Consider the following 20320-nt stretch of genomic DNA (forward strand, 5'->3'; position numbering starts at 1 on the left):
TCGGCTGCGGTCTTCCGAGGCAAGCGGCATGGAACTTTTTCGGGCGATTCTTCGGAGTCGCCCCGCGCGAAAGATGGATTAGGAATGAGCTGGACGGACGAGCGGATCGAGAAGCTGACCAAGATGTGGGAAGGCGGTGCCACTGCCAGCCAGATCGCGGACGAGCTTGGAGGCGTCAGCCGCAATGCGGTTATCGGCAAGGCGCATCGCCTCGGTCTCAAGGCCCGGCCCTCGCCGGTCAAGGCCAACGAGAAGCCGGCTCGTCCGGCGGCTCCCAAGAAGGCGAAGCCCGCCTCCGAAGCGCCAGCTGCGCCGGCCCCCAAGGCCGAGGCGCCGGTGGCCAGGCCCGTGCCGCAGGCTCCGGCCGCGCCGGCCCCGCGCGCCGCTGCGCCTTCTGCGCCAGCAGCCCCGGCTGCGGACAAGCCCGCCTCGGAGCAGCCGCGCATCGTCTCGGTCGGTCCCGGTGGCTTCCTGCGCCAGGGGCCCGGCGATCAGCAGCAGCCGATCCCGCCCGCTCCGCCGCGCCGCCTGGTTCCGGCCAAGCCGAGCCCGGAAATCGCCGACAAGACGAGCCTGCTCGATCTCAACGACCGCATCTGCCGCTGGCCGATGGGGCACCCGGGCGAGCCGGACTTCCACTTCTGCGGCGACAAGGTGAACCCCGGCTTCCCCTATTGCGTCCAGCACTGCGGCCGCGCCTATCAGGCCCAGCTGCCGCGCGGCGCGCGCCGTCCTCCTCCGCCGCTGCCTTTCGGCGGACCGCGGGTGCGCTGATCCGATGAAGGCGAAGGTGCGACCGGGCAGGGTTCTTGCCGCCATGGCCGCACCTTTCGCGCTGGCCGCACTCGCTGCCCCGGCCGGTGCCCGGCAGGCCGAGGCGCCCGGCGATGTGGCCGCGCCGCCTGCCGCCGCGCAGGCCGATCCAGCTGCTGACAAGGTCGAGCATGTCTATGTCGAGCTGACGACGCCCTTCGGCGCCATCACGCTCGATCTCGACAAGACGCATGCGCCGCTGACCACGGCGAACTTCCTCAGGTACGTCGATGCCAAGCGGCTGGGCGGCGCGGTGTTCTACCGTGCCATGCACCTTGGTTACAGCGACGGGCCGGCCGGGCTGCTGCAGGGCGGGGTGCGCGACGGTGCCAAGCTGTTTCCGCCCGTGGCGCACGAGCCGACCAGCAAGACCGGCATCCTGCACAAGGCGGGCACTGTGTCGATGGCGCGCTTCGCGCCGGGCACCGCCACGGCCGATTTCATGATTCTCATTTCCGACATGCCCGCGCTCGACGCGCAGGCGGGCAACGAAGGCGAAGATCCCGGCGCCGGTTTCGCCGCTTTCGGTCATGTCGTCTCCGGCATGCATGTCGTGCGCAAGATCTGGGACATGCCGCGTTCGGCCACCAAGGGCGAAGGCGTGATGAAGGGCGACATCCTCGAGGACGAGGTGAAGATCATCGGCGCTCGCCGGGTCGCCGCTCCGCCGCCCGCTTCCACCGTACCTGCGCCGGAGCCATCGGCACGGGCACCTGCCACCATGGCGGGCGAGGAAGAAGCGGCGGACGGCGCCGACTGATCGTTACCCATAGTTTACTTGCCCGCCCGGTGATTCGACTTTGGGCGGTCAACTAAAGACCCGCGTGCTTGTCCGCCCGCGCGCGGTGCGGCGATTGCGCAAAATGCACGGAACGTGCTTTTTGGCCGATTTCAATGCTTGCCAGAAAGTTTTTATCCAGATCCCGACTATTACTACTTAAATTAACCACGGTTTTGTCGTTAACCGAGCGCATGACGGCAAACGAGGACAGTCAGGCCCGGGGGGGCCTCAGGCGCTGGTTCGGGCTGGGCAAGACCCGAGGCGCGGACGGCGAGGCGGATGAGCAGGCCTCTCCTGCAGGCGAGGCCGCGCCGCAGCCGGCGGACCCGCGCGAGCGCAGGCGGCAGCTGACGCTGGATGAGATCACCGGCTTTCTGCTCACCCATCGTCTGCCGGTCTCCGTGGCGACGCTGGAAATCGCGCATGACATCGTGACCGGGGCTAATCCCATCGTCGGCCGTCTCGTGGCCGAGCGCATCGCCAGTCGCGAGCCGGTCACGCTCGCCTGGCTCGAGGATGTCGTCATTGCCCAGAGCCGCGACAATTCGGGTGAGCAGCTCCACCATCTGGTGATGCGCCTCGAATCGTCGATTGCGGAATTTGCCGCCACCACCACGGCGGCGCGCACGGCGACCAATGACTACAATTCGGCGCTTGAGGCCCATGTCGGAGACCTGGGGGCGGCCGGCAGCGCGAACGAGGTGATCGTGCAGCTGGCTACGCTGGCCCGCGACATGATCTCGCGCACCCGCGACATCGAGCGCGAACTGAGCCGCTCCGAGCGCGAGACCCGCGCCCTGCAGAAGAATCTTGCCGATGCGCGGCGTGAAGCCGAGATGGATCACCTGACCGGCCTTCCCAACCGGCGCGCCTTCGAGGCGGTCCTCAAGCAGGAATTCGGCGACTCGCGCGAGGAGGGCGAAGCGCTCGCCGTGGCCTTTTGCGATATCGACAATTTCAAGCGGATCAACGACGTCCACGGGCACGAGGCGGGCGATCGCATCCTGCGCACCGTGGCGCAGTCGCTGGCCAAGATCTCCAACGACAAGTGTCATGTCGCGCGCCATGGCGGCGAGGAGTTCGTTGTCCTGCTGCGCGGCAAGACCGCACACGAGGCCATGGATATCCTCGACAATGCGCGTGAGAAGCTTGCAACCCGCAAGTTCGTCAACCGGGCGACGGATCTTCCGTTCGGGCGCATCAGCTTTTCTGCGGGCGTCGCCGATGCCCATTCCTACGAAACCTCCGGCGAGGCGCTGAGGGCTGCGGACGAGGCCCTGTTCCGGGCCAAGAGCGCGGGCCGCAATCGCGTCGTGGTCGCCAATTGCGCCGATGGCTCCGGCGGGGACGCCGATCCGGCCGAACACGAGTTCACCTAGCCTTGCACAGGTGGCCTGCGCAGTGCTTGACCGAGACCCTGCGCTGCGCTTGATCGAGACAATGCCCGGCCGGCGCGGGGCTTGAGCGGTTCCAGGCTCGGGTGCCGGACGGTTGTACCTCCTTGCGCCTTCCTCTACCTCCCGCCGGACCGATTCCGTGGAGAAGATGCCGTGTCCGTTTCACTCGATGACGCCTATGTGCAAACCTGCCTGCAGATCCTGCGGGCGCTGGCCGGGCAGCTCGAAAAGGCCGAAGACCATTGCAAGACAGCCGGCGTCTCGCCCGAGACGCTGACCGAGGCGCGGCTTGCGCCCGACATGTGGCCGTTCGCCAAGCAGGTCTTCGAGGCCGGGCACCATTCGGCGCGCGCGATCGAAGGCGTTCGCGCGGGCCTTTTCGGGCCCGAGCTCGATCCGGTGCCGAGCGACTTTCCGACTTTGCGCGAGCAGGTCGCCCAGTCGATCGCGACACTCGAGGGCGTGGCGCCGGGCGAACTCGACGCCATCGCCGATCGCGACATGCGCTTCGAGTTCAAGAGCCACCGCATGGATTTCACTGTCGCGGACTTCCTGCTCAGCTTCTCGCTGCCCAACTTCTTCTTCCATGCCACGACCGCCTATGACCTGCTGCGCAGCCAGGGCGTCGCCATCGGCAAGCGGGATTTCCTCGGACAGGCCCGCGGGAAGGCCTGAGCCGGCGCCCCGTTCGCCTTGACCCGAACGGGGATCTCGCCTAAGGGCGCGCATCCTTTGCGGCTTCGGGTCGCAGGGGAAGATTTAGAGCTGAACATTGTCGCTCGCGTGTTTTCGGTGCTTTTCCGGCGGTTTTGCCTCCGGATCGGTCCCATGACAGCTGGTCTTGCCCCGATTCGGGCAAGGGCGCTTTCGGAAACCCGGTGGCAAAGTAATCCGGCGGTTCGTGCCGGGTGGAGTGTTTTTCGGCTCACGATTGCGGCCAGGGTCCTGGTTCGTCGGCGTCGCCATCAGGCTGATGCGGTAACGGCGGTCAGAACCGGTCCTTCGTGACTTCCGATCATGCTTCGTCTTTCGAACCCGCCGGGCCTGATGACCCGGGGTGCGACGGGTCCGTCCCGTGGCTTGCGCTCTGCGCCCACGGTACGGGCCGGATCCATCGCACTCCCATTTTGAAAGAAGAGTATAGATGCCCACGATCAACCAGCTGGTCCGCAAGGGCCGCGAACCGCAGAAGGCCAAGTCGAAGGTCCCTGCGATGGAGCAGAACCCGCAGAAGCGTGGCGTCTGCACCCGCGTCTACACCACGACCCCGAAGAAGCCGAACTCGGCACTTCGCAAGGTCGCCAAGGTGCGCCTGACCAACAGCCGCGAAGTCATCTCGTACATCCCGGGTGAAGGCCACAACCTGCAGGAGCACTCGGTCGTGCTCATCCGCGGCGGCCGCGTTCGCGACCTTCCCGGCGTTCGCTACCACATCCTGCGCGGCGTGCTCGACACGCAGGGCGTCAAGGACCGCAAGCAGTCGCGCTCGAAGTACGGCGCCAAGCGTCCGAAGTGATCCGGCAGCGGCGCTTCACTGCGCCGCGCGATGAAGATTGACCGGCCGGGAAGGCGAAAGCGCCCGGTCGCAAGAACAAGGAATTCTAAACGATGTCACGTCGTCGTCGTCCCGAGAAGCGGGAAATCCTGCCTGATCCGAAGTTCGGTGATCAGGTCCTGTCGAAGTTCATGAACAACCTCATGCTCGACGGCAAGAAGTCGGTCGCCGAAAGCATCGTCTACGGTGCGCTCGACACCATGGAATCGCGCGCCAAGGCCGATCCGGTCCAGCTGTTCCACGATGCGCTGAACAACGTGAAGCCGCAGATCGAAGTGCGCAGCCGCCGCGTCGGTGGTGCGACCTACCAGGTTCCGGTCGAGGTTCGCCCCGAGCGCGCCCAGGCCCTGGCCATCCGCTGGCTGATCTCGGCGGCGCGCAACCGTCCCGAGACCACCATGGCCGCACGCCTTTCGGGCGAGCTGATGGACGCTGCCAACAACCGCGGCAATGCCGTGAAGAAGCGCGAAGACACGCACCGCATGGCGGACGCGAACCGCGCCTTCTCGCACTACCGCTGGTAATCGGCGTCGTGACGCTCGGGACCTGAAGTCATCCGGGCGTCACACTTTCAATTCAGGGGGCGGGGGCCTATCTCGCGATCGGCCCCACCTTCAAGAAACTCCTGCTGAAGGAACTTCACCATGGCACGTAGCCATTCGCTCAATATGTACCGTAACATCGGTATCATGGCGCACATCGACGCCGGCAAGACCACCACGACCGAGCGTATCCTCTATTACACCGGCAAGTCCTACAAGATCGGCGAAGTGCACGACGGCGCTGCGACCATGGACTGGATGGAGCAGGAGCAGGAACGCGGCATCACCATCACCTCGGCAGCGACCACCTGCTTCTGGGGCGACTACCGCATCAACATCATCGACACCCCCGGACACGTCGACTTCACCATCGAAGTCGAGCGTTCGCTGCGCGTGCTCGACGGCGCGGTTGCGTGCTTCGACGGCGTTGCCGGCGTTGAGCCGCAGTCGGAAACCGTGTGGCGTCAGGCTGACAAGTACGGCGTTCCGCGCATGTGCTTCATCAACAAGCTCGACCGCACCGGCGCCGACTTCAAGTACTGCGTCCAGTCGATCATCGACCGCCTCGGCGCCACCCCGGCGGTGCTCTACCTGCCGATCGGTCTCGAGTCCGATCTCAAGGGTCTCGTCGACCTGGTCCACAACCGCGCGATCATCTGGAAGGACGAATCGCTCGGCGCCGAATTCTTCTATGAAGAGATTCCGGCCGACATGGCGGACGAAGCCGAGCTGTACCGCAGCCAGCTGATCGAACTCGCCGTCGAGCAGGACGACGATGTCATGGAAGCGTACCTCGAAGGCAACGAGCCCGACGTCGACACGCTGAAGCGCCTGATCCGCAAGGGCACGCTCGGCCACGCGTTCGTTCCGGTCGTTTGCGGTTCGGCGTTCAAGAACAAGGGCGTTCAGCCGCTGCTCGACGCCGTCGTCGACTACCTGCCTTCGCCGCTCGACATCGAAGACGTCCAGGGCGTCAAGGTCGACAGCGACGAGCCCGACAGCCGTCCGCCGTCGGACGACGCGCCGTTCTCGGCGCTGGCCTTCAAGGTCATGAACGACCCGTTCGTCGGCTCGCTCACTTTCTGCCGCATCTACTCGGGCACGCTCTCGAAGGGTTCGTACCTGAACTCGGTGAAGCAGAAGAAGGAAAAGGTCGGCCGTATCCTCGAGATGCATGCCAACGAGCGCAAGGACATCGAAGAAGCCTACGCAGGCGACATCGTTGCGCTGGCCGGCATGAAGGAAACGACCACCGGCGATACGCTCTGCTCGGAGAAGGCGCCGATCGTTCTCGAGCGCATGGAATTCCCCGAGCCGGTCATCGAGCTGTCGGTGGAACCCAAGACCAAGGCCGACCAGGAGAAGATGGGCGTTGCGCTCAACCGTCTCTCGGCCGAGGACCCCAGCTTCCGCGTCTCGACCGATCACGAATCGGGCCAGACCATCATCAAGGGCATGGGCGAACTTCACCTCGACATCATCGTCGACCGCATGCGTCGCGAGTTCAAGGTCGAAGCCAACGTCGGTGCGCCGCAGGTGGCCTATCGCGAATACCTCGCGAAGCCGGTCGACGTGGACTACACCCACAAGAAGCAGTCGGGCGGTACCGGCCAGTTCGGTCGCGTGAAGGTCAAGGTCACGCCGGGCGAGCGCGGTTCGGGCATCACCTTCAAGGACGAAGTCAAGGGCGGTAACATTCCGAAGGAATACATCCCGGCCATCGAGAAGGGCATGCGCGAAACGGCCGAGACCGGCTCGCTCGTCGGCTTCCCGATCATCGACTTCGACATCGTGCTTTACGACGGTGCCTACCACGACGTCGACTCGTCGGCCCTGGCCTTCGAAATCGCCGGTCGTGGCTGTATGCGCGAAGTCGCCCAGAAGGCCGGCATCAAGCTGCTCGAACCGATCATGAAGGTCGAGGTCGTCACCCCCGAGGAATACCTCGGCGACGTCATCGGCGACATGAACAGCCGTCGTGGCCAGATCCAGGGCACCGACAGCCGCGGCAACGCACAGGTTGTCGAGGCCAACGTGCCGCTGGCAAACATGTTCGGCTACGTGAACCAGCTCCGCTCGTTCACCCAGGGCCGCGCGAACTACTCCATGTTCTTCTCTCACTACGACGAGGTCCCGGCCAACGTCGCGGCCGAGGTGAAGGAGAAGCTTGCCTAAGGGCAGGAATGGTTCTAGGGGCGGCGCCTGATTCAGCGGGCGTCGCCTATCTATCCCGCAGATTCAATTTCAAACGAGAAGAAGGTTTGTAAGATGGCGAAGGCAAAATTTGAGCGGAACAAGCCGCACTGCAACATTGGCACCATCGGCCACGTCGACCACGGCAAGACCACGCTGACTGCCGCGATCACCAAGGTTCTTTCGGAAACTTTCGGCGGTGAAGCAGTCGACTTCGCCAACATCGACAAGGCTCCCGAAGAGCGCGAGCGCGGCATCACCATCTCGACCGCACACGTCGAGTACGAGACCGACCAGCGTCACTACGCCCACGTCGACTGCCCGGGTCACGCTGACTACGTCAAGAACATGATCACCGGTGCCGCCCAGATGGACGGCGCGATCCTCGTCGTGAACGCTGCCGACGGCCCGATGCCCCAGACCCGTGAGCACATCCTGCTCGCCCGTCAGGTCGGCGTTCCGGCTCTCGTCGTGTTCATGAACAAGGTCGACCAGGTCGACGACGAAGAGCTCCTCGAGCTCGTCGAACTCGAAGTTCGCGAACTGCTGTCCTCGTACGACTTCCCGGGCGACGATATTCCGATCATCAAGGGCTCGGCTCTGGCCGCTCTCGAAGGCCGCGACGACGCCATCGGCAAGGAAAAGATCCTCGAGCTCATGAAGGCCGTGGACGAGTACATCCCGCAGCCGCCGCGCCCGACCGACAAGCCCTTCCTGATGCCCGTCGAAGACGTGTTCTCGATCTCGGGCCGTGGTACGGTTGTTACCGGCCGCGTCGAAACCGGCATCATCAAGGTCGGTGAAGAAGTCGAAGTCATCGGTATCCGCGACACGCAGAAGACCACCGTCACCGGCGTCGAAATGTTCCGCAAGCTGCTCGACCAGGGCGAAGCTGGCGACAACATCGGCGCGCTGGTTCGTGGCCTGAAGCGCGACGACGTGGAGCGTGGCCAGGTTCTCGCCAAGCCGGGCACCGTGACCCCGCACACCGAGTTCTCGGCTGAGGTCTACGTCCTGTCGAAGGACGAAGGCGGCCGTCACACGCCGTTCTTCGCGAACTACCGTCCGCAGTTCTACTTCCGCACCACCGACGTCACCGGCGAAGTGATCCTTCCCGAGGGCACCGAGATGGTGATGCCGGGCGACAACGTGACCCTGTCGGTCAAGCTCATCGCTCCGATCGCCATGGACGAAGGTCTGCGCTTCGCTATCCGCGAAGGCGGCCGCACCGTCGGCTCGGGCGTTGTTGCCACGATCACGAAGTAATCTTCGCGATCCTCGGGCGACCGAGACAAAGGCCCGGCTTCCGCAAGGAGGCCGGGCTTTTTGCTGTGCAGGGCATTTGCAGCCGACACCGGGGCTGGCGTCCGGCTCGCTCCGCGCTTAGGGCGTCTGCATGGCACGCAAGTATTCAAAGCACGGTCCCAGAGAGGACGTCTTCACGGACGACGACGATGCACCCGAGGCCCCGCCGCCGCCCGATTGCTGGCTTTGCTCCAGGCCCTGCGGCGAGACGGTGATCTGGCATCACCCGGTGCCGAAGAGCCGGGGAGGGCGCGACACGGTGCCGATGCACCCGATCTGCCAGAACATGCTGATCACCACTTTCACCAATTCCGAGCTTCAGCGCTACGGTCTCGATGTCGATCTCCTGAAGATCGACCCGCGTATCGAGAAGTTCCTCGGCTGGGTTGCGAACAAGGATCCCGACTTCAACGCCGCGCTCGGCAAGAAGAAACAGCGCTGATAGGTCCGTGCGTTGCCGCGTACTTTTTGCCTAGCCGAATGTTTCGCGAATCAGGCTGGGTGCATCATTTCGTTGCGGCCGCGGAAATCGGCGAAAATAAGGGGCGCAAAGGGCTTGCACGAATCCGGGATGCGGTGTAGGGGCGCGGCTCGAATTTGTTCGGGGCTACGGTCCCTAGGCTCTTTCTCATCGGTAGTAGGTAATGGAAGCTCAGAACATCCGCATTCGCCTGAAGGCGTTTGACCACCGCGTACTCGACCAGGCCACTGGCGAGATCGCCGACACCGCCCGCCGTACCGGCGCGCTCATTCGGGGCCCCATTCCGCTTCCGACGAAGATCGAAAAGTTCACCGTGAACCGTGGTCCTCACATCGACAAGAAGTCGCGTGAGCAGTTCGAGGTTCGCACCTACAAGCGTCTGCTCGACATCGTGCAGCCGAACGCCGCCACCGTCGACGCGCTGATGAAGCTCGACCTGGCCGCAGGCGTGAACGTTGAGATCAAGCTGGCCTAAGCCGGCTTCAGGGGCTGCCTTTGGCGGCCCCATGGTCCTTTCCGGGCGGACCTTAAACAGCCGGAACGACATTCGGATCCTCGGATCCAACTGACCTTGTCGGCCCTCGAGGCCGGCTTTGCGGGGAGAAACCCGCAGAGACAGAGCCCCCAAGGGAAACCGGCGGGGACACAAGGGATACCTCCGGTGCTGCCTTCGGGCCAGTGCCGGGAATGCGTCCCCCGTCTCGCTTCCGGCAGGTGCCAAGGGCACCGGCAAGGGAGCACCCAGCCCGGACGGGGCATGCATCACAATTTGGGCTGGACACGCCTGTGCGGGATGGGCTCGCGCAGGCCTCTGTAAGGAGTAAAGGTCATGCGTACAGGCGTGATCGCCAAGAAGGTCGGGATGACCCGACTGTTCCAGGAGGACGGACGGCACGTGCCGGTTACCGTTCTGGCGCTGGAAGATTGCCAGGTGGTTTCGGTTCGCACTGCCGATCGTGACGGATACGTCGCGGTTCAGCTCGGTGCCGGCGAAGCCAAGCAGAAGAACGTTGCCAAGCCGCAGCGCGAGCACTTCGCCAAGGCTGAAGTTCCGCTCAAGATGCGCGTCGCCGAGTTCCGCGTCGCCGACGACGCGCTGCTTGACGTCGGCTCGACCATCGCTGCCTCGCACTTCGTGCCCGGCCAGCTCGTCGACGTTGCCGGTCACACCCAGGGCAAGGGCTTTGCGGGCGCCATGAAGCGTTGGGGCTTCGGCGGCCTTCGCGCCACCCACGGTGTTTCGCTCTCGCACCGTTCGCACGGTTCGACGGGTAACCGCCAGGATCCGGGCAAGGTCTTCAAGAACAAGAAGATGGCCGGCCATATGGGCGACCGTCAGCGCACCCAGCAGAACCTCGAGATCGTCCGCGTGGACGATGAGCGCGGCCTGATCTTCGTCAAGGGCTCGGTCCCGGGCGCGAAGAACAGCTGGCTGACCGTTTCGGACGCCGTCAAGGTCGACCGTCACGCCGAGGCTCCGTACCCCGCCGGCCTGAAGCAGGCCGCAAACAGCAATGACACGGCCGCTGCCGACACGCCTGCGGAAGACACCGCGGCGCCGGAAGCGACCGAAGGCCAGGAGGGCTAAGTCGTGAAGGTCAAGGTCCTCAACCTCGATGGCAGCGCCGGCAAGGGCGACATCGAACTGTCGGATGACGTGTTCGGTCTCGAGCCGCGCGCAGACATCCTGCACCGCGTCGTCACCTGGCAGCTCGAAAACCGTCGCGGCATCGCCCGCGCCACCCGCGAGCGCTCGGACGTTGCACGCACCGGCAAGAAGTGGGGTCGCCAGAAGGGCGGCGGCACGGCTCGTCACGGTGACCGTGCGGCTCCGGTCTTTATCGGCGGTGGTAAGGCTCACGGTGCACGTCGCCGCGAGTTCAACATCTCGCTGAACAAGAAGATCCGCGCTCTCGGCCTCAAGATGGCTCTGTCCTCGAAGGCCCAGAACGGTCTCGTCATCGTCGACACCCTCGACGGTGAAGCCAAGACCAAGGCGCTCGCCGGTCAGCTCGCCAAGGCTGGCTTCGGCAAGAAGGTGCTCGTGATCGACGGCGAAGCGGTGAACGACAATTTCGCTCGTGCAGCCCGCAACATCGTCGGCGTCAACGTGCTCCCGGCTGTCGGCGCCAACGTCTATGACATCCTGAAGCATGATACGCTGGTGCTGACGCGCGCCGCGGTCGAGAAGCTGGAGGCGCGTTTCAATGGCTAAGAGCAACGTGGACATCCGTCACTACGACGTGATCCTCGCTCCCCACATCACCGAGAAGTCGACCCTCCTTTCGGAGAACAACGCGGTCGTCTTCAAGGTTGCCGGCGGCGCGAGCAAGCCCGAGATCAAGGCTGCTGTCGAAGCTCTGTTCGACGTCAAGGTTACTGGCGTGAACACCCTGGTCACCAAGGGCAAGACCAAGCGCTGGCGCGGTAAGGCTTACCGCCGCAGCGACGTGAAGAAGGCGATCGTCACGCTGGCCGAAGGTCAGTCGATTGACGTGACCGAAGGCGTACGGGGCTGATTCGATGGCACTGAAGAACTACAACCCGACCAGCCCCGCCCGTCGCGGCCTGGTCCTCGTCGACAAGTCGGCGCTGTGGAAGGGCAAGCCGGTCAAGGCGCTTACCGAAGGTAAGAACAAGACCGGTGGCCGCAACAACAAGGGCCATGTCACTTCGCGCGGCATCGCCGGTGGTCACAAGCAGAAGTACCGCTTCATCGACTTCAAGCGTCGCAAGTGGGACATGGAAGCGACCGTGGAGCGGATCGAATACGATCCCAACCGCACCGCTTTCATCGCACTCGTGAAGTACACGGACGGTGAACTGGCCTACATCCTCGCGCCGCAGCGTCTGGCCATCGGCGACGTCGTCGTCGCCGGCGAGAAGACCGACGTGAAGCCGGGCAATGCGATGCTTCTGTCGCAGATGCCGGTCGGCACGATCTGCCACAACGTCGAGATGAAGCCGGGCAAGGGCGGCCAGATCGCCCGTTCGGCAGGCACTTACGTCCAGGTCGTCGGTCGTGACCGCGGCATGGTCATCGTGCGCCTCAACTCGGGCGAGCAGCGCTACCTGCGCGGCGATTGCATGGGCACGGTTGGCGCGGTCTCGAACCCCGACAACCAGAACCAGACCCTCGCCAAGGCTGGCCGCAAGCGTTGGATGGGCCGTCGCCCGCTGACCCGCGGCGTCGCCAAGAACCCGGTCGACCACCCGCACGGCGGTGGTGAAGGCCGCACCTCGGGCGGCCGTCACCCGGTCACTCCGTGGGGCAAGCCGACCAAGGGTGCCCGCACTCGCAACAACAAGCAGACGGACAAGATGATCATCCGTTCGCGCCACGCCAAGAAGAAGAGGTAAGACACGATGGCACGTTCCGTCTGGAAAGGCCCCTTCGTCGACCTGTACCTTCTCAAGAAGGCCGAGGTCGCGCAGGATGCAGGAGCCAAGGCCGGCCCGATCAAGACCTGGTCGCGTCGTTCCACTATCCTTCCGCAGTTCGTTGGTTTGACCTTCCAGGTCTACAACGGTCACAAGTTCATCCCGGTCTCGGTCAACGAGGACATGGTCGGCCACAAGCTCGGTGAATTTGCGCCCACGCGCACGTTCCCCGGTCACGCCGCCGACAAGAAGGGCAAGCGCTAATGAGCAAGCAGGCAGCACCCCGCCGCGTTGGCGAGAAGGAAGCTCTTGCGGTCGGCACCACCATTCGTGGTTCCGCCCAGAAGCTCAACCTCGTCGCCGGCCTGATCCGCGGCAAGAAGGCCGAGGAAGCCATGAACATCCTCGCTTTCTCGAAGAAGGCGATGGCCGTGGATGCACGCAAGGTTCTCGCTTCGGCGATCGCCAATGCGGAAAACAACCACAACCTCGACGTCGACGCTCTCGTCGTTGCCGAGGCGTCGGTCGGCAAGTCGATCACCATGAAGCGTTTCCACGCTCGTGGTCGCGGCAAGTCCACCCGGATCCTCAAGCCGTTCTCGCGCCTCAGGATCGTCGTTCGCGAAGTCGAGGAGGCCTGATCCATGGGTCACAAGAGCAATCCGATCGGTCTGCGTCTGCAGATCAACCGTACCTGGGACAGCCGCTGGTTCGCGGAAGGCCGGGACTACGGCAAGCTGCTTGAGGAAGACCTCAAGATCCGCAAGTTCATCATCGAGAGTGTGCCGCAGGCAGCGATCTCGAAGGTGGTGATCGAGCGTCCCGCCAAGCTGTGCCGCGTGTCGATCTATGCCGCCCGTCCGGGTGTCATCATCGGCAAGAAGGGCGCCGACATCGAGAAGCTTCGCAAGAAGCTCGCTGCGATGACCGAAAGCGAAGTGAAGCTGAACATCGTCGAAATCCGCAAGCCGGAAATCGACGCCAAGCTCGTCGCCCAGGGCATTGCCGACCAGCTCGTGCGTCGCGTCGCTTTCCGCCGCGCCATGAAGCGTGCGATGCAGTCCGCGATGCGTCTGGGCGCCGAAGGCGTCAAGATCATGTGCGGTGGCCGTCTCGGCGGCGCTGAAATCGCCCGTGTCGAGCAGTATCGCGAAGGCCGCGTTCCGCTCCACACGCTGCGTGCGAACATCGACTATGCCGAAGCCGAGGCGCTGACCGCCTATGGCATCATCGGCATCAAGGTGTGGGTCTTCAAGGGCGAGATTCTCGGCCACGACCCGACGGCGCAGGATCGTTTGATGATGGAGGCCCAGACCTCCGGCGTCCGTCCGGCGCGCTGAGGCTTGAGGTAGAGAAGCACCATGCTGCAACCGAAGAAAACCAAGTTCCGCAAGGCGTTCAAGGGTAAGATCCATGGCAATGCCAAGGGTGGTACCGACCTGAACTTCGGCTCGTACGGCCTCAAGGCCCTCGAGCCCGAGCGGATCACCGCCCGCCAGATCGAAGCGGCTCGCCGCGCGATCACGCGTCACATCAAGCGCCAGGGCCGTCTCTGGATCCGCGTCTTCCCGGACGTGCCGGTTTCGAAGAAGCCTGCCGAAGTCCGTCAGGGTAAGGGCAAGGGTTCGGTCGAATACTGGGCAGCCCGCGTCAAGCCGGGTCGCATCCTGTTCGAACTGGACGGCGTTGCCGGCCCGCTCGCCGCGGAGGCGTTCAGCCGCGCCGCGATGAAGCTGCCGATCAAGACCAAGGTCGTTGCCCGTCTCGGCGACACCTCGCACTTGGGTGGAGACAAGTAATGGCGAACCGCACTGAAGACTTGCGCGCCAAGACCGACGACCAGCTGACCGCTGAACTCGTCGACCTCAAGCGCGAACAGTTCAACCTGCGTTTCCAGGCCGCCACGAGCCAGCTCGAGCGCCCGGCACGCATCAAGGAAGTCCGTCGCGACATCGCCCGCATCAAGACGCTCCAGGCTGAGCGTGCGGCGAAGGCGTAAGGAGGAAACACGATGCCAAAGCGTATTCTGATCGGTACCGTCGTTTCCGACAAGACCGACAAGACCGTTACCGTGCTCGTCGAGCGTAAGGTGAAGCACCCGTTGTACGGGAAGATCATCCGCCGTTCGAAGAAGTACCATGCCCACGACGAGGACAACGCCTACCGTACCGGTGAGCGCGTCCGCATCGAGGAAACCAAGCCGATCTCCAAGACCAAGTCCTGGAAGGTGCTGGATCGCCTCGCTGCAAGCAAGGGCACTGCTGTCGAGGCCAACCTCGACGTCGAAGCAGCGAACTAAGACGTTTTTTTGGAACTGCTGGGCTGGTTTCGGCCAAAGTCCCAGTAAGCCAGTTGAGAAGGAACCGGATCGATGATCCAGATGCAATCCAATCTCGACGTCGCGGACAACAGCGGCGCAAAGCGCGTCCAGTGCATCAAGGTACTGGGCGGGTCAAAGCGTCGCTTCGCCGGCGTCGGCGACATCATCGTGGTGTCGGTGAAGGAGGCGCAGCCCCGCGCTCGCGTCAAGAAGGGCGACGTTCACCGTGCGGTGATCGTTCGCACCAAGAAGGACGTGCGCCGCGCTGACGGCAGCGTTATCCGCTTCGACAGCAACGCCGCTGTCCTCGTCAACAAGAACGAGGAGCCGATCGGCACCCGTATCTTCGGCCCCGTCGTGCGTGAACTGCGCGGACGTGGCTTCATGAAGATCATCTCGCTCGCTCCGGAGGTGCTGTAATGGCTGCCGCGAAGATCAAGAAGGGTGACAGCGTCGTCGTCCTGTCCGGCAAGGACAAGGGCCGCACCGGTACCGTGCTTCAGGTTCTCCCGAAGGACGGCAAGGTCGTGGTCGAAGGCGTCAACGTCGCCACCAAGCACCGTAAGCCGACGCAGATGAACCCGCAGGGTGGCATCGAGCGCACGCCGGCTCCGATGGCGATCAGCAAGGTCGCGGTTGCCGACAAGGACGGCAAGCCGACCCGCGTTCGCTTCGAAACCAAGGACGGCAAGAAGGTCCGTGTGGCCGTGAAGTCCGGGGAGACCATCGATGGCTGAGAAGTACACTCCGCGCATGCGTTCGCGCTACGACGACGAGATCGTCAAGGCGATGACCGAGAAGTTCGGTTACAAGAACGTCATGGAAGTGCCCAGGATCGAGAAGATCACGCTCAACATGGGCGTGGGCGAGGCGAGCCAGGACAAGAAGAAGGTCCAGACCGCCGCTGCCGAGATGGAAGCGATCGCCGGCCAGAAGCCCGTGATCACCAAGGCTCGCAAGTCGATCGCGCAGTTCAAGCTGCGTGAAGGCATGCCGATCGGTTGCAAGGTTACCCTGCGCCGTGAACGCATGTACGAGTTCCTCGATCGTCTGATCACCATCGCGATGCCCCGAATCCGTGACTTCCGTGGCCTCAACCCGAAGTCGTTCGACGGCCGCGGCAACTACGCGATGGGTCTCAAGGAGCAGATCATCTTCCCGGAGATCAGCTACGACAAGATCGAGAAGGTGCGTGGCATGGACATCATCGTCACCACCACCGCCAAGACCGACGACGAGGCGCGCGAGCTGCTGCGTCTGTTCGGTTTCCCGTTCCCGGCCGAAGCCGAGGAACAGAAGGAGGCGGCGTGAGCCGCCGCTGAGGAAGAGAGCTTAAGTCCATGGCGAAACTGAGTTCCGTGAACAAGAACGAGCGTCGCAAGAAGCTCGTCAAGAAGTACGCAGGCAAGTATGCGCGCCTCAAGGCGATCGCTGACGATGAATCGCTCGACGAAACCGAGCGTCTCATCGCCCGCCTGAAGCTGGCCGAGATCCCGCGCAACGGCAACCCGACCCGGGTTCGCAACCGCTGCGCCACGACCGGCCGTCCGCGCGGTTACTACCGCAAGTTCGGCCTCTGCCGCATCGAGCTGCGCGATCTTGCCAACAAGGGCATGATCCCCGGCGTGACGAAGTCGAGCTGGTAAGGGGCATATAGAAAATGGCTATGACCGATCCCCTGGGTGATATGCTCACCCGCATCCGCAACGGCCAGCGCGCCAAGAAGGACTCCGTCCTGTCGCCGGCCTCCAAGCTTCGTGCACGCGTGCTCGAAGTGCTCCAGCGCGAAGGCTACATCCGTGGCTACAGCGAAGATGCCACCGGCGCTCACCCGCAGCTGCGCATCGAACTGAAGTACTTTGAAGGCGAGCCCGCCATCAAGCACGTTCAGCGCGTTTCCAAGCCTGGTCGCCGCGTCTATTCGGGTTCCAAGGAACTTCCGATCGTGCGCAACGGCCTTGGCATCACCATCGTCTCGACGCCCAAGGGCGTGCTTTCCGACGCGGAAGCCCGTTCGCAGAACGTCGGCGGCGAAGTGCTGGCGGAGGTGTTCTGATGAGCCGCATCGGCAAGAAGGCGGTTGCGATCCCCGGCGGTGTCACCGCCGCGATCGACAACGGCATCCTCTCGGTCAAGGGGCCCAAGGGCACCCTGACCATGGGTCTTTCTGACCAGGTAACCTACACGGTTGAAGAGGGCACCATTGCGGTGAAGCCGATCAACCAGACGAAGCAGGCCCGCAGCCACTGGGGCATGCAGCGTACGCTCGTCGCCAACCTGATCGAAGGTGTGACCGAAGGTTTCTCCAAGGTCCTCGAGATCAAGGGCGTCGGCTACCGCGCGCAGGCCCAGGGCAAGAAGCTCAAGCTTCAGCTCGGCTTCTCGCACGACGTCGACATCGACGTGCCCGAAGGCATCGAGATCAAGACCCCGGACAACACCACGGTCGAGATCTCCGGTATTGACAAGCAGAAGGTCGGCCAGGTTGCTGCCGAAATTCGTCGCTGGCGCAAGCCCGAACCCTACAAGGGCAAGGGCATCAAGTACCGCGGCGAGTACATCTTCCGCAAGGAAGGGAAGAAGAAGTAATGGCAAAGCTTTCCCTTTTCGAACGCCGTCGCCGGCGTGTTCGTACCGCTCTGCGTGCCCGTGGCGGCGATCGTCCGCGTCTTTCGGTTCACCGCACCGGCCGTCACATCTATGCGCAGATCATCGATGATGCGCAGGGCCGCACCGTGGCTGCCGCCAATACCCTTGGCGGCAAGGGCACCGACGTCGACGCGGCTACCCGCGTCGGCAAGGAGCTCGCCGAGGCTGCCAAGAAGGCGGGCGTGACTTCCGTCGTGTTCGACCGTGGCGGTTTCCTGTTCCATGGCCGCGTCAAGGCGCTGGCCGAAGCCGCCCGTGAAGGCGGGCTGGAGTTCTGATCATGGCTGACGAAAACACCAACCCCGAACAGCCGATTGCGGCTGAGCACCCGCAGGGCGGTGAGCCGCAGGAGGCCCGTGAGGGTCGCGGTCGTGGCGGCCGTGGTCGCGGTGATCGTGGCGAGCGTGGCGGCCGTGGCCGTCGCGACGACCGTCGCGGCAATCGCAACGAGGAAGATGGTGGTGAGGAGCTGATTGAAAAGCTCGTCCACATCAACCGCGTTTCGAAGACCGTGAAGGGCGGCAAGCGCTTCGGTTTCGCTGCTCTCGTCGTCGTTGGCGACGGCAAGGGCCGCGTCGGTTTCGGCCACGCGAAGGCTCGCGAAGTTCCCGAGGCGATCACCAAGGCCACTGCTTCTGCCAAGAAGAAGATGGTCCGCGTGCCGCTCAAGGAAGGCCGCACCCTGCACCACGACGGCAAGGGCCGTTTCGGTGCCGGCAAGGTCAACGTGCGTACCGCCCCGGCCGGTACCGGCATCATCGCCGGCGGTCCGATGCGCGCCGTGTTCGAGAGCCTGGGCGTTGCTGACGTGGTGACCAAGTCGGTCGGTACGTCGAACCCCTACAACATGATCCGCGCCACCTTCGACGCGCTGACCAACCAGACTTCGCCGAAGTCGGTTGCCCAGCGTCGTGGCAAGAAGGTTGCCGACCTCCTTGGTCGTGGCGGTGCCAGCGAAGCAGAGGCCGAGGCCGCTGCCGAAGCCATCGTGGAGTAATCAACCATGGCCAAGATCAAGATCAAGCAGATCGGTTCGCCGATCCGTCGCCCCGAGAGCCAGAAGAAGATCCTCATCGGTCTTGGCCTCGGCAAGATGCACAAGGTCGTCGAAATTGAGGACACCGCCGAAGTTCGCGGTGCGATTGCCAAGCTGCCCCACATGGTGGCCGTGGTCGACTGACCTGCTCGTTGGTTCTCCCTTGCGGAGAACGGTCGAGAGACATTCGAAAAGGGCTCCGGCGGCAACGTCGGGGCCCTTTTTCCTTGGCCCGTCGCGCGATTCGCCGCGTCGCGCTTTAATTACGCGGACTTGCCGGTTAGGACTGCGCCTCGGGGCGGCTCGCCGATGGCGCATCGGGCAGCGGGCGATGAGGGCAGGGGGCTTTTGCCGAGATGAAGCAAGCACGGTTCCCGGCGTGGTACGGGATCATCTTCCTGCTCGTTGCACTCGCCTTGCGCGCCAGCACATTCGGCGACCCCAACCTCCACGTCGACGAGACGTTCTACCAGACCGTCGGCATCGCCATGCACGAGCAGCATGCGGTGCCCTATGTCGACGTCTGGGACCGCAAGCCCTGGGGGCTGTTCTTTCTCTATTACCTGATTGCCTTCATTTCCTATGCCCCGCTGGCCTACCAGCTGGTGGCAACGGTCTTCGCGGCGGCGACGGCATGGGTGATCGGTTCGATCGCGAGTTTCTGGAACCGGGCGCAGGGCGGTCTTCTTGCGGGAATCGCCTATCTGTTGTGGCTGGAGCAGGAGCAGGGCTTCGGCGGCCAGGGTCCGATCTTCTACAACCTCTTCGTGGGAAGTGCGGCGCTGCTGGTCCTGCAGGCGGTGCCGGACCTGCGCGAAGGAAAGCCGGGTTGGCGTGTCTATGCAGCCATGCTGCTGGGTGGATGTGCGATCACGGTCAAGCAGACCAGCTTCTTCGAGAGCGCCTTCCTCGGCCTCTATAGCGCCTGGACCTTGTGGCACTCACCGCTTCCGCGCCGCAGGGTCTGCGCGATCATTGCATCGTGGGCGCTGCTGGGAGCTGCGCCGATGCTGGCCATTTCGGCCTGGTACTGGCTGGAAGGCTACTGGGCGATCTACTGGCACGCGATGGTGACATCGAACCTGGCCAAGCCGAAAGTCTGGTTGGCCTCCGGTATCCGCACGATCCTCATGTTCATCAGGCTTGCGCCGTTTCTCGTCATGGGCGTGCTCGGCATTCCGAAGATGGTTCCGCTGCAGCGCCAATTCATGGCTTTCTGGCTCCTGGCGGCGACCTTGGGACTGCTCTCGGTTCCCAATTTCTACGTTCATTATGCCCTGCCGATCCTCGTGCCGCTCACCATCGTCAGCGCGGGACTGCTCCAGGGACGTATCGCCGGGCCCATCGCCATGGTAGTGCTGGGCTTCCTCGCATTTCGCGAAACGTCGGTGCTGGACTTCGAGCATGCCCGGCGCTCGCGCGCGGCGATGGCGCAACTGGCCAAGGCCGTGCGGGCGCATGACGATGGCGGCCCGCTGTTCGTCTACGACGGGCCTTTCCAGCTCTATCACCTGACCGGGCACCGCTTCGTGACCCCGCTGGTCTTCCCGCATCACCTTGCCCAGACGATAGAGAAGGACGTCAGCCACCTCTCCACCGCAGGCGAAGTGCGCCGGGTCCTGGCCGAGCGTCCCAGCACCGTCGTGCTCGCACCCAAGCCGCGGCAGGATCCGGTCAACTGGGAGACGCTGGCGCCGGTGCGCGCCTATATCCATGCCAACTGCCGCCTCGTTGCCCGCGTGGAGACGCCCGAGTGGCTCCTCTCGAGCAAGATGGACGTCTGGGCGGACTGCAATCGGCAGGGCAGGGCGAAATAGCGCCTGTTCGCGCCGGCCTGCCTCTCGTGACACCTTCCTCTGTCCGCCCG

General features: G+C 64.0%; 30 protein-coding genes. All 30 read left to right on the forward strand.

The window, feature by feature from the left end:
- Window positions 1–84 precede the first annotated feature (84 nt).
- The 30 genes from JI59_RS14815 (at window position 85) to JI59_RS14960 (ending at window position 20270) form a co-directional block, all read left to right on the forward strand.
- Window positions 85–774, forward strand: coding sequence for a GcrA family cell cycle regulator (locus tag JI59_RS14815; RefSeq protein WP_038576277.1), 690 nt, complete (start codon window positions 85–87; stop codon window positions 772–774).
- A 43-nt stretch (window positions 775–817) separates the two neighbouring features.
- Complete coding sequence (locus JI59_RS14820) at window positions 818–1573, forward strand: peptidylprolyl isomerase (RefSeq protein ID WP_138921291.1); 756 nt, start codon at window positions 818–820, stop codon at window positions 1571–1573.
- Window positions 1574–1785: 212 nt separating this feature from the next.
- On the forward strand, window positions 1786–2973 hold the full coding sequence (locus JI59_RS14825) for a GGDEF domain-containing protein (protein ID WP_007011881.1): 1188 nt from the start codon (window positions 1786–1788) through the stop codon (window positions 2971–2973).
- 171 nt (window positions 2974–3144) lie between these two features.
- On the forward strand, window positions 3145–3666 hold the full coding sequence (locus JI59_RS14830; protein ID WP_007011880.1) for a DUF1993 domain-containing protein: 522 nt from the start codon (window positions 3145–3147) through the stop codon (window positions 3664–3666).
- Window positions 3667–4135: 469 nt separating this feature from the next.
- Window positions 4136–4507, forward strand: a complete 372-nt coding sequence (rpsL, locus tag JI59_RS14835) for a 30S ribosomal protein S12 (RefSeq protein WP_007011879.1) — start codon at window positions 4136–4138, stop codon at window positions 4505–4507.
- A gap of 92 nt (window positions 4508–4599) precedes the next feature.
- On the forward strand, window positions 4600–5070 hold the full coding sequence (gene rpsG, locus JI59_RS14840; protein WP_007011878.1) for a 30S ribosomal protein S7: 471 nt from the start codon (window positions 4600–4602) through the stop codon (window positions 5068–5070).
- A 120-nt stretch (window positions 5071–5190) separates the two neighbouring features.
- Window positions 5191–7263 carry an elongation factor G gene (fusA, locus tag JI59_RS14845; RefSeq protein ID WP_013832929.1) on the forward strand — a complete coding sequence of 691 codons (2073 nt, stop codon included), beginning with the start codon at window positions 5191–5193 and terminating at the stop codon, window positions 7261–7263.
- A 93-nt stretch (window positions 7264–7356) separates the two neighbouring features.
- A complete protein-coding gene (gene tuf, locus JI59_RS14850) occupies window positions 7357–8547 on the forward strand; it encodes an elongation factor Tu (RefSeq protein ID WP_007011876.1) in 1191 nt (396 codons plus the stop codon).
- Window positions 8548–8677: 130 nt separating this feature from the next.
- Entirely contained in the window at window positions 8678–9028 is a 351-nt protein-coding gene (locus tag JI59_RS14855) for a hypothetical protein (protein ID WP_007011875.1), read from the forward strand.
- A 202-nt stretch (window positions 9029–9230) separates the two neighbouring features.
- Window positions 9231–9542, forward strand: coding sequence for a 30S ribosomal protein S10 (gene rpsJ, locus JI59_RS14860; protein WP_007011873.1), 312 nt, complete (start codon window positions 9231–9233; stop codon window positions 9540–9542).
- 354 nt (window positions 9543–9896) lie between these two features.
- Complete coding sequence (gene rplC / locus JI59_RS14865; protein WP_013832931.1) at window positions 9897–10655, forward strand: 50S ribosomal protein L3; 759 nt, start codon at window positions 9897–9899, stop codon at window positions 10653–10655.
- A gap of 3 nt (window positions 10656–10658) precedes the next feature.
- Window positions 10659–11282, forward strand: coding sequence for a 50S ribosomal protein L4 (rplD, locus tag JI59_RS14870; RefSeq protein WP_007011871.1), 624 nt, complete (start codon window positions 10659–10661; stop codon window positions 11280–11282).
- Window positions 11275–11586, forward strand: coding sequence for a 50S ribosomal protein L23 (locus JI59_RS14875; RefSeq protein WP_013832932.1), 312 nt, complete (start codon window positions 11275–11277; stop codon window positions 11584–11586). Before rplD ends, JI59_RS14875 begins: the two co-directional genes overlap by 8 nt.
- 4 nt (window positions 11587–11590) lie before the next feature.
- On the forward strand, window positions 11591–12427 hold the full coding sequence (rplB, locus tag JI59_RS14880) for a 50S ribosomal protein L2 (protein WP_007011869.1): 837 nt from the start codon (window positions 11591–11593) through the stop codon (window positions 12425–12427).
- Between the two features lie 6 nt (window positions 12428–12433).
- Complete coding sequence (gene rpsS / locus JI59_RS14885) at window positions 12434–12712, forward strand: 30S ribosomal protein S19 (protein ID WP_007011868.1); 279 nt, start codon at window positions 12434–12436, stop codon at window positions 12710–12712.
- Window positions 12712–13089, forward strand: coding sequence for a 50S ribosomal protein L22 (rplV, locus tag JI59_RS14890; RefSeq protein ID WP_007011867.1), 378 nt, complete (start codon window positions 12712–12714; stop codon window positions 13087–13089). Before rpsS ends, rplV begins: the two co-directional genes overlap by 1 nt.
- 3 nt (window positions 13090–13092) lie before the next feature.
- Window positions 13093–13788 carry a 30S ribosomal protein S3 gene (gene rpsC, locus JI59_RS14895; protein WP_007011866.1) on the forward strand — a complete coding sequence of 232 codons (696 nt, stop codon included), beginning with the start codon at window positions 13093–13095 and terminating at the stop codon, window positions 13786–13788.
- Between the two features lie 21 nt (window positions 13789–13809).
- The gene (gene rplP, locus JI59_RS14900) at window positions 13810–14247 is read left to right on the forward strand and encodes a 50S ribosomal protein L16 (RefSeq protein ID WP_007011865.1); all 438 of its coding nucleotides are present in this window, start codon (window positions 13810–13812) and stop codon (window positions 14245–14247) included.
- Window positions 14247–14447, forward strand: a complete 201-nt coding sequence (gene rpmC / locus JI59_RS14905; protein WP_007011864.1) for a 50S ribosomal protein L29 — start codon at window positions 14247–14249, stop codon at window positions 14445–14447. Before rplP ends, rpmC begins: the two co-directional genes overlap by 1 nt.
- A gap of 12 nt (window positions 14448–14459) precedes the next feature.
- Entirely contained in the window at window positions 14460–14747 is a 288-nt protein-coding gene (gene rpsQ / locus JI59_RS14910; RefSeq protein WP_007011863.1) for a 30S ribosomal protein S17, read from the forward strand.
- 72 nt (window positions 14748–14819) lie between these two features.
- Window positions 14820–15188, forward strand: coding sequence for a 50S ribosomal protein L14 (rplN, locus tag JI59_RS14915; RefSeq protein ID WP_007011862.1), 369 nt, complete (start codon window positions 14820–14822; stop codon window positions 15186–15188).
- The gene (rplX, locus tag JI59_RS14920) at window positions 15188–15505 is read left to right on the forward strand and encodes a 50S ribosomal protein L24 (RefSeq protein ID WP_007011861.1); all 318 of its coding nucleotides are present in this window, start codon (window positions 15188–15190) and stop codon (window positions 15503–15505) included. Before rplN ends, rplX begins: the two co-directional genes overlap by 1 nt.
- Window positions 15498–16079 (forward strand): 50S ribosomal protein L5, encoded by a 582-nt coding sequence (rplE, locus tag JI59_RS14925; RefSeq protein ID WP_013832933.1) that lies wholly within the window; start codon window positions 15498–15500, stop codon window positions 16077–16079. Before rplX ends, rplE begins: the two co-directional genes overlap by 8 nt.
- Before the next feature lie 29 nt (window positions 16080–16108).
- On the forward strand, window positions 16109–16414 hold the full coding sequence (rpsN, locus tag JI59_RS14930; protein ID WP_007011859.1) for a 30S ribosomal protein S14: 306 nt from the start codon (window positions 16109–16111) through the stop codon (window positions 16412–16414).
- Window positions 16415–16428: 14 nt separating this feature from the next.
- Window positions 16429–16824, forward strand: coding sequence for a 30S ribosomal protein S8 (rpsH, locus tag JI59_RS14935; RefSeq protein ID WP_013832934.1), 396 nt, complete (start codon window positions 16429–16431; stop codon window positions 16822–16824).
- Window positions 16824–17357 (forward strand): 50S ribosomal protein L6, encoded by a 534-nt coding sequence (gene rplF, locus JI59_RS14940; RefSeq protein ID WP_007011857.1) that lies wholly within the window; start codon window positions 16824–16826, stop codon window positions 17355–17357. Before rpsH ends, rplF begins: the two co-directional genes overlap by 1 nt.
- Window positions 17357–17695: a 50S ribosomal protein L18 gene (rplR, locus tag JI59_RS14945; protein WP_007011856.1), complete on the forward strand. Its 339-nt coding sequence runs from the start codon at window positions 17357–17359 to the stop codon at window positions 17693–17695. Before rplF ends, rplR begins: the two co-directional genes overlap by 1 nt.
- A 2-nt stretch (window positions 17696–17697) precedes the next feature.
- Window positions 17698–18414, forward strand: a complete 717-nt coding sequence (gene rpsE / locus JI59_RS14950; RefSeq protein WP_007011855.1) for a 30S ribosomal protein S5 — start codon at window positions 17698–17700, stop codon at window positions 18412–18414.
- 6 nt (window positions 18415–18420) lie between these two features.
- Window positions 18421–18597, forward strand: coding sequence for a 50S ribosomal protein L30 (gene rpmD, locus JI59_RS14955; protein ID WP_007011854.1), 177 nt, complete (start codon window positions 18421–18423; stop codon window positions 18595–18597).
- Window positions 18598–18809: 212 nt separating this feature from the next.
- Window positions 18810–20270, forward strand: coding sequence for a hypothetical protein (locus tag JI59_RS14960; protein WP_007011853.1), 1461 nt, complete (start codon window positions 18810–18812; stop codon window positions 20268–20270).
- The last annotated feature ends 50 nt before the right edge of the window (window positions 20271–20320 follow it).

The organism is Novosphingobium pentaromativorans US6-1 (assembly GCF_000767465.1).
Taxonomy (GTDB): Bacteria; Pseudomonadota; Alphaproteobacteria; order Sphingomonadales; family Sphingomonadaceae; genus Novosphingobium; species Novosphingobium pentaromativorans.